This window comes from Streptomyces sp. NPDC031497 (genome assembly GCF_055580905.1).
The window spans coordinates 56,930-64,600 of record NZ_JBVIKO010000015.1; the positions used below are offsets into that span (position 1 = coordinate 56,930).

General features: G+C 72.9%; 6 protein-coding genes. 2 read left to right on the top strand and 4 right to left on the bottom strand.

Annotated elements, in window-relative coordinates:
- The first annotated feature begins 199 nt into the window (after nucleotides 1-199).
- A complete protein-coding gene (locus tag ACZ5K7_RS28175) occupies nucleotides 200-1,741 on the top strand; it encodes an amidohydrolase (protein WP_468917462.1) in 1,542 nt (513 codons plus the stop codon).
- Nucleotides 1,742-1,890: 149 nt separating this feature from the next.
- Here ACZ5K7_RS28175 and ACZ5K7_RS28180 read toward each other — a convergent pair whose 3' ends face one another.
- Complete coding sequence (locus tag ACZ5K7_RS28180) at nucleotides 1,891-3,216, bottom strand: lysine N(6)-hydroxylase/L-ornithine N(5)-oxygenase family protein (RefSeq protein WP_468917771.1); 1,326 nt, start codon at nucleotides 3,214-3,216, stop codon at nucleotides 1,891-1,893.
- Nucleotides 3,217-3,300: 84 nt separating this feature from the next.
- On the opposite strand from ACZ5K7_RS28180, the gene ACZ5K7_RS28185 reads away from it, so the two are divergent.
- Complete coding sequence (locus tag ACZ5K7_RS28185; RefSeq protein ID WP_468917465.1) at nucleotides 3,301-4,254, top strand: methionyl-tRNA formyltransferase; 954 nt, start codon at nucleotides 3,301-3,303, stop codon at nucleotides 4,252-4,254.
- Between the two features lie 258 nt (nucleotides 4,255-4,512).
- Here the strand turns inward: ACZ5K7_RS28185 and ACZ5K7_RS28190 are convergent, their stop codons facing one another.
- The 3 genes from ACZ5K7_RS28190 to ACZ5K7_RS28200 are packed head-to-tail and all read right to left on the bottom strand — an operon-like array spanning nucleotide 4,513 to nucleotide 7,533.
- Nucleotides 4,513-5,424, bottom strand: coding sequence for an ABC transporter ATP-binding protein (locus tag ACZ5K7_RS28190; protein ID WP_468917468.1), 912 nt, complete (start codon nucleotides 5,422-5,424; stop codon nucleotides 4,513-4,515).
- A 4-nt stretch (nucleotides 5,425-5,428) separates the two neighbouring features.
- Nucleotides 5,429-6,535 carry a FecCD family ABC transporter permease gene (locus tag ACZ5K7_RS28195; protein WP_468917470.1) on the bottom strand — a complete coding sequence of 369 codons (1,107 nt, stop codon included), beginning with the start codon at nucleotides 6,533-6,535 and terminating at the stop codon, nucleotides 5,429-5,431.
- A gap of 2 nt (nucleotides 6,536-6,537) precedes the next feature.
- The gene (locus ACZ5K7_RS28200) at nucleotides 6,538-7,533 is read right to left on the bottom strand and encodes a FecCD family ABC transporter permease (RefSeq protein WP_468917773.1); all 996 of its coding nucleotides are present in this window, start codon (nucleotides 7,531-7,533) and stop codon (nucleotides 6,538-6,540) included.
- Between the last annotated feature and the right edge of the window lie 138 nt (nucleotides 7,534-7,671).

Below are 7,671 nucleotides of genomic sequence, written 5' to 3' on the forward strand. Positions count from 1 at the left end.
CCGTCGCCCGACGGGGACCGGACGCGAACGCGATCAGGCGGATAAGGTGACCCTAAGTTTTGCGGCTGTCGCTGTCGAGCGGTGGCGTAGCGTGCCTCTGCCGGGGGGACTGTGCCGTCGTGGCCCACGGGTGGTCCCGGCGGCGGTCAAGGCCGCGGTGTCTCGGCTGACGACGGCTGCCGCCGCAGAGGGAGGCTCGATGACGGACTTGGCAGGCTCATCGCGCGGGCCGGTGGCGCGGACAGCGCCCCGGGGAACGGCGTTGACGCTCGCCCGGGTTCGGCTGGGGGCGGGCGGACCGCTCGTCCGGGTTCGGGTGGCGGACGGCGGGGTCACCCACGTGGTCGCGGAACAGGAGACCACGGCGTCCGCCGGACTCGTCGCGGGTGACCGGGTCCTCGACCTGGACGGGCGGGTCCTCCTGCCCGGACTGTGGGACGCCCACGTCCATCTCGCCGAGTGGGCCAGCGCACGCCGCCGGCTCGATCTGTCCGGCACCTCCTCCGCGCGGGAGGTGGCCGACCGGGTCCGCGACCACGGCCGTGCGGCCCCCGGCGGGTCGGTGCTGTTCGGATACGGCTTCCGGGACGGGCTCTGGAGCGACGCCCCGCACAAGGAGCTGCTCGACGCGGCCCTGCCGGATCGTCCGGTCGCCCTGGTCAGCGCCGATCTGCACGCCGTGTGGCTGAACTCCGCCTGCCTGGCGCTGGCCGGTCGGGGCGACCATCCGACCGGACTGGTCCGGGAGCACGAGGGACACGTGGTCCTCTCGGCGCTTCCCGAGGCGCCGGCCGAGACGGTGGACGGCTGGGTCGCCGACGCCTGCCGGGCCGCCGCCGCCCGCGGGATCACCGGTGTCATCGACTTCCAGTTCGGCGACACGGTGGGCGCCTGGGAGCGGCGCTCGGCGGACTTCCCGCCGGCCGTACGGGTGGCCGCGGCCGTCTACCCGAGCCACCTGGACGCGGCCCTGGCACGCGGACTGCGCACCGGGTCGCGGATCGGCGCGCACGGGGACCTGGTACGGGTCGGCCCCCTCAAGCTCTTCACGGACGGCTCGCTCAACACCCGCACCGCGCTCTGCCGTGACCCTTACCCCGGCCTTGAGGGCACGGACGGCGCCCACGGCATCGAGCAGACGCCACCGGACGAGTTGGTGCGGCTGATGCGCCGGGCCGCCGCCCACGGCATCGAACCCGCGGTGCACGCCATCGGCGACCGCGCCAACACCGTTGCCCTGGACGCCTTCGAGGCCGTGCGCTGCCGTGGCCGGATCGAACACGCCCAGCTGCTGAGCCCCGAAGACCTGCCGCGCTTCGCGGAGTTGGACGTCGTCGCGGGGGTGCAGCCCCGGCACGCCACGGACGACCGGGACGTGGCGGACCGGTACTGGACCGGCCGCACCGAACGCGCCTTCGCCTACGCCGACCTGCTGGCCGCCGGGGCGCGGCTGGAGTTCGGTTCGGACGCCCCCGTCTCACCGCTCGACCCCTGGCTCGCCGTCGCGTCGGCCGTCAGCCGCACCGACGACGACCGCCCGGCCTGGCATCCGGAACAGCGCCTGCCGGTACGGGACGCGCTGGCCGCGGCGGCGCGCGGGCGCCGGCTCATCAGGGTCGGGGACCCCGCCGACCTGGTGGTCGTGGAGGCGGATCCGCTGGCGGCGGACCCGGACGCGCTGCGCGCGATGCCGGTGCACGCCACGATGACGGCCGGCCGCTGGACCCACGGGCCGTACTGAGCCCGCTCCGCGACGGCGTTGCCGACCGCGGCCGACGCCTGGATGCGGGACGTGGAGCCGTTCGCCGGCCCCGCGGGGCGCGGGTCACGGGGAACCCCGTGGCCCGAACGGGACCGTACCGTCCGGGCCACGGGAGTGCGGGGGCGAGGTCAGGCCGCCGTCAGCCGGTCGGCCAGTACGGAACGGTGGATCTCCTCCGCCCGGACCGCCACGGTCGACAGCAGCGTGCTGGTGAGCCCGTGGGTGTGCTCGGTGCCGCCCTGGAGGTAGATGCCCGCGGTGACCTCCGGCACCGTCTCGACGCGGTGGTCCCGGCCCACCCGGATCTCGTCCCCGTCGTCCTTGAGGCACAGTTTGGCCGCGTCGCCGAGGATCGCCGTCAGGTCCCGGGGCCGGTAGCCGGTGGCGAGCACCAGCACGTCGGCGGGCAGCACCTGCCGCTCGCCGGTGGGCAGGAACTCGACGGCGACGTCGAGTCCGCCGTCGGCGGCGGGAGTGACACCGCGGACCCGCGAGACGTTGAGGAAGCGCAGCCGCTCCCGGCCGGCCACCTTCTCCCGGTACGTGGTGGCGTACAGCGACTCGATCAGATCCATGTCGACCACCGAGTAGTTCGTGGAGCGGTGGTAGTCGAGCAGGGACTGCTTGACCTCGGACGGCGACGAGAAGTAGACGTCGACCGCCTCCGGGTCGAAGATCCGGTTGGCGAACGGGCTGTCGTCGGCCGGGGTGTAGCCGTACTTGGCGAAGACCGAGCACACCTCGGCGTCCGGGAAGGTGCGGTGGAGGTAGTCCACCGTCTCGGCGGCGCTCTGCCCGGCGCCGAGCACGACCGCCCGCCGCACTGCCCCACCCGTTGCGGCCAGTTGCTCGGCTCGCGGTATCAACTCGCTGTTGTGCCAGACGCGTTCGGCCAGTTCGAGGCCGGGCGGCACATGCGGTTCGAGTCCCATCGCCACACTGATGTTGCGAGCCCGGTGGGTCACAGCCGCCCCGGGGCGCGCCGGGTCACGGCGGGTGACGTCGAAGAAGCCCACCCGGCCGTCCTCGTCGCGCACCGGGTCCACCGCGATCACCTCGCTGTCGTACGACACCTGGTGCGCGACCCGCGTGGCCGCCCATTCGAAGTACTCGTGGAACTCCATCCGCAGCGGGAAGAGCGTCTTCTGGTTCAGGAAGTCGATCAGTCTGCCGCGTTCTCGCAGGAAGCACAGGAAGCTGTAGTCGCTGGTCGGATTGCGCAGCGTGACGAGGTCCTTGAGGAAGGAGACCTGCATCGTGGCGTCGTCGATCAGCATGCCCCGGTGCCAGCCGAACCGCGGCTGGCGCTCCAGGAACAGGGCATCGATCCGACGGTCTGCCGCGAGACCCGCGTTGTGCTCCTCAACCGCTATGGACAGAGCGAGATTTGACGGGCCGAAACCGATCCCGACGATGTCGTGGACGACGTCGGGACCATTGACCGGTGATTTCACCTTGGCATCGCCTCCCTCAGGCTTGCCCATGCTAGATAAGGTAAGGCTTACCTAGCAATGGAGTCTTGGAAGGGAAGGACCGTCATGCGGGTCGTCATGCTCGGCTACCAGACGTGGGGTCACCGAACGCTGCAGGCGTTGCTGGACTCCGATCACGAGGTCGTCCTCGTCGTCACTCACCCGAGGAGCGAGCACGCCTACGAGAAGATCTGGGACGACAACGTCGCCGAGCTGGCCGAGAAGCACGACGTGCCGGTGCTGCTGCGCAACCGCCCCGACGACGCCGAACTCCTCGCCGCCGTGAGGGAGTCCCGTCCGGACATCATCGTCGCCAACAACTGGCGGACCTGGCTGCCGCCGGAGCTGTTCGACCTGCCCCCGCACGGCACCCTCAACGTCCACGACTCCCTGCTGCCGGCCTACGCCGGGTTCTCGCCGATCATCTGGGCGCTGCTCAACGGCGAGGAGCGGGTCGGCGTGACCGCGCACCGCATGAACGCCGAACTCGACGCCGGAGACGTCCTGGTGCAGCGCTCGGTGCCGGTCGGGCCCACCGACACGGCCACCGACCTGTTCCACCGCACCGTCGGCCTGATCGCGCCCATCGTGCGGGAGTCGCTCGACCTGATCGCCTCCGGCCGGGACGCCGGCCAGTGGATACCGCAGGACCGCGGCCGTGCCAGCTTCTTCCACAAGCGGTCCCTGGAGGACAGCCGCATCGACTGGACATGGCCCGCGGAGCGCCTGGAGCGCCTGGTACGGGCCCAGTCGGACCCGTATCCCAACGCGTACGCCTTCCACGGCGGCGCGCGGCTGCGGATCGTCTCCGCGGCCGTCTCCGAGGGCCGTTACGGCGGTACCCCGGGCCGGATCTTCATCCGCGAGGACGACGGCGTGGTCATCGTCGCGGGCCCCGACGCCCACACGGGCCGTGACCGGGGCCTGTTGGTCCGCCGGGTACGGACCGACGACGGCGCGGAGTACGCCGCGACGGAATACTTCCGCACGATGGGCGGCTACCTGACGTCCCGCCCCTGAAAGCGAGCCCCAACTCCCGCCGCGCCTCCCGGACTCGGGCCTCCGGCGGGTCCCGGGGGTTCAGTGGCCTTCCGGTGGACCGCGGGACTTCGGTGAACCTGCGTCCCCCGGCGGACTCGTCGGGCCGCCGGGTGTTCGGGGGAACCGGCGGGTTCGGCGATTCCGGGACTCGCCGGCCCTCCCGGGGGCGAGGCTCGGACCGCCCAGCTTTCCGGCCGGCAGGGCGTGGCGCCGCAGCGGGTCGTCTCGGCGGTCGGCTCAGTCGACGGCGGCCGGTATCGCTTCCTCGGTGGCGTGGGTGTCGTCGTCGTGGTGGTGGCGGCCGAGCGGGATGACCATCGGGGTGCCGCTGACCGGGTCGGGGGTGATCCGGCAGCGCAGGTCGAAGACGTCCTCGACGGTGGCCTCGGTGACCACCTCGGCCGGCGGGCCCTCGGCGACGATCCGGCCCGCCTTCATGGCGATGACGTGATCGGCGTACCGGCAGGCCTGGTTGAGGTCGTGCAGCACCATCACCACCGTGCGGCCCTCGCGCCGGTTGAGGTCCGTGATCAGGTCGAGCACGTCGATCTGGTGCGCGAGGTCGAGATAGGTCGTCGGCTCGTCCAGCAGCAGGACCGGGGTGCCCTGAGCGACCGCCATGGCGATCCACGCGCGCTGCCGCTGGCCCCCGGAGAGCTCGTCCACCGGCCGGTCCGCGAGGTCGGTGAGTTCGGTCGCGGCCAGCGCCGCCCGCACCGCCTCCTCGTCCGCCGCCGACCACTGCCGCCACCAGGTCTGGTGCGGGGAACGCCCGCGGCCCACCAGGTCGACGACGGTCAGCCCCTCCGGCGCCACCGGCGTCTGCGGCAGAATGCCCAGCTTGCGCGCGAGTTCGCGGGTCGGTATCGAGCGCAGCGCGGCGCCGTCCAGCTCGACCACGCCCTGGCGCGGGGCGAGCAGCCGGGCGAGGGCCCGCAACAGGGTCGACTTTCCACAGGCGTTGGCGCCGACGATGGCCGTGATCCGGCCGGTGGGCACGGTGAGGTCCAGGTCCTCCACCACCGGCCGTCCGTCGTAGGCCAGATGGAGGCCGGCGGCCCGCAACTCGGGCCCGGCCGCAGGCCCTTCGGGGGAACCGGGCGAGCCGGGGGCGGTCGGCCGCGGGGTGCGCGAGTCGGTGGTCGACATGGGATCAGCCTCCAGAGCCCGCGCGGTTGGCGCGGATGAGCAGCCACAGCAGGACCGGCGCGCCCAGGGCGCCGGTGACGACCCCGACCGGCAGTTCCGTCCCGGGGATCGCCTCGCGTGCGAGGAGGTCGGAGCCGAGGACGACGAACGCGCCGGTGAGGCCGGAGACGAGCGGGGGCGGCGACGAGGTGCCCGCCAGCCGCAGGGCGATCTGCGGACTGGCCAGGGCCACGAACGCCACCGGGCCGGCCGCGGCCGTGCCGAAGGCGATCAGGCCGACCCCGGTGAGCAGCAGCGCCAGCCGGACCGGCTGGACGGGGGTGCCGAGCCCGGCCGCCACGTCGTCGCCGAGCTGGAGCGTCCGCATCCAGCGGCCCATGCCCAGGGCCACCGGCAGCAGCACGGCCAGGGCGACGGCCAGCGCGTCCACCTGGTCCCAGGTACGGCCGTTGAGGTTGCCGACCAGCCAGCCGAGCGCCTCTTCCGCCTGGAACCGGCTGCCCCGGGCCACCAGGAAGTCGGTGGCGCTGGTGCAGATCCAGGACACGCCGATGCCGACCAGGATGATGCGGTAGCCGGTGGTCCCGCTCTTCCAGGCCAGCGCGTACACGAGGAGCGCGGTCGCGAGGGCGCCGAGCAGTCCCAGCGTGGACAGCCCGAGGCCACCGGTCCAGCCGAGGACCACCGCCGCGACCACCGCGGTTCCGGCGCCTTCGGTCAGCCCGATCATGTCGGGGCTGGCCAGCGCGTTGCGGGTCATCGTCTGGAACACGGCCCCGGAGACACCGAAGGCGATGCCGACGAGGAGCCCGGCGAGGGCGCGCGGCAGCCGCAGGTCCCGTACGACGGTGAGCGTGCCGGGATCGCCCACGCCGAACAGGGCCTTGACGACGTCGGGCAGGCTCACCGGATAGTCGCCGAGCGCCAGGCCCCAGCAGAACAGCGCGAACGCGCCGAGGGCGACGAGTACTCCGGTCAGCACGAGGCGCGGCCGGAACGTCCCGGAGACGGGGGGCGCGGCCAGCCGGAAGGGCCGGTCGCGCAGCGCGGACCGGGTCCGGGCGCCGGGAGAGGACTGTGTGTTCGGCTGGGCGGCCGACGGCGAGGTCACGGTCACACCTCCGCGAGCTTGCGGCGGCGGACCAGGGCGATGAAGAAGGGGCCGCCGAGGAACGCGACCAGGACGCCGGCCTGGATCTCGGTGGGCCTGGCCACCATCCGGCCCACGATGTCGGCGGTCAGCAGCAGGACGGGGGCCAGCGCCGCCGACAGCGGCAGCAGCCAGCGGTGGTCCGGGCCGATGCCGGCCGCCTGGGCGAGCACCCGGGCGAGGTGCGGGACGACCAGGCCCAGGAAGACCACCGGGCCGATCACGGAGACCGACGCGCCGGTCAGCAGCACCACCGCGGTCACGCCCTGGAGCCGTACCAGACCGAGCCGCCGCCCGAGAGAGGCGGCCACGTCGTCGCCGAGGGCCATGCTGTTGAGGGCGGGGGCGCAGGACAGCGCGAGGACGGCGCCGACCGCGAGGAACGGCAGGATGCGCAGCAGATCGCCGGAGTCCTGGTCGGCCAGGGTGCCGGCGGACCAGAAGCGGTACCGGTCCAGCGCGTCCTGGTCGGTCAGGACCACGGCACTGGTGAGCGAGGACAGCAGCGAGGTGACGGCCACTCCGGCGAGCGCCAGCTTGACCGGGGTCGCTCCGGACCGGCCGAGCCGCCCGAGCAGGAAGACCAGGACGCTGGCGGCCAGCGCCCCGGCGAACGCGAACCACACGTAGCCGTACAGCGATCCGACCCCGAACACCGCGACCGAGACGACGATCGCGAAGGAGGCGCCGGCGCTGACCCCGAGAATCCCGGGGTCGGCCAGGGGGTTGCGGGTCAGGGCCTGCATCAGCGCGCCGGACATGCCGAGCGCCGCGCCGGTCGCGAGGCCCAGCAGGGTGCGGGGGATGCGTACCGACCAGATCACGTTGTCCACGAGCCGGCTGGGCGGATGCCCGAGGACCGAGCGCACCACTTGGTCGAGCGGGACGCTCAACGCGCCCAGCGCCACGGAGAGAAGGGACAAAAGGACCAGGAGGGCGACGATCAGTGACACCAGCACCGTCGTGCGAAGCCTTCTGTCTGAAGCCACTTGCCGGTCTCCATACCGTCTTCCGGTCGGCCGCCGAGCAGTCCTGAGGGCGGGTTAGGTGAGCATAACCTCAGTCGCTGTGACTTGGGCCGCTGAAACCGCATCGAC

What these genes read in the sequence shown, in the direction of transcription:
- ACZ5K7_RS28185 (WP_468917465.1), top strand. Translation starts at nt 3,301, where the DNA reads ATGCGGGTCGTCATGCTCGGCTACCAGACGTGGGGTCACCGAACGCTG.
- ACZ5K7_RS28190 (WP_468917468.1), bottom strand. Translation starts at nt 5,424, where the DNA reads ATGTCGACCACCGACTCGCGCACCCCGCGGCCGACCGCCCCCGGCTCG.
- ACZ5K7_RS28175 (WP_468917462.1), top strand. Translation starts at nt 200, where the DNA reads ATGACGGACTTGGCAGGCTCATCGCGCGGGCCGGTGGCGCGGACAGCG.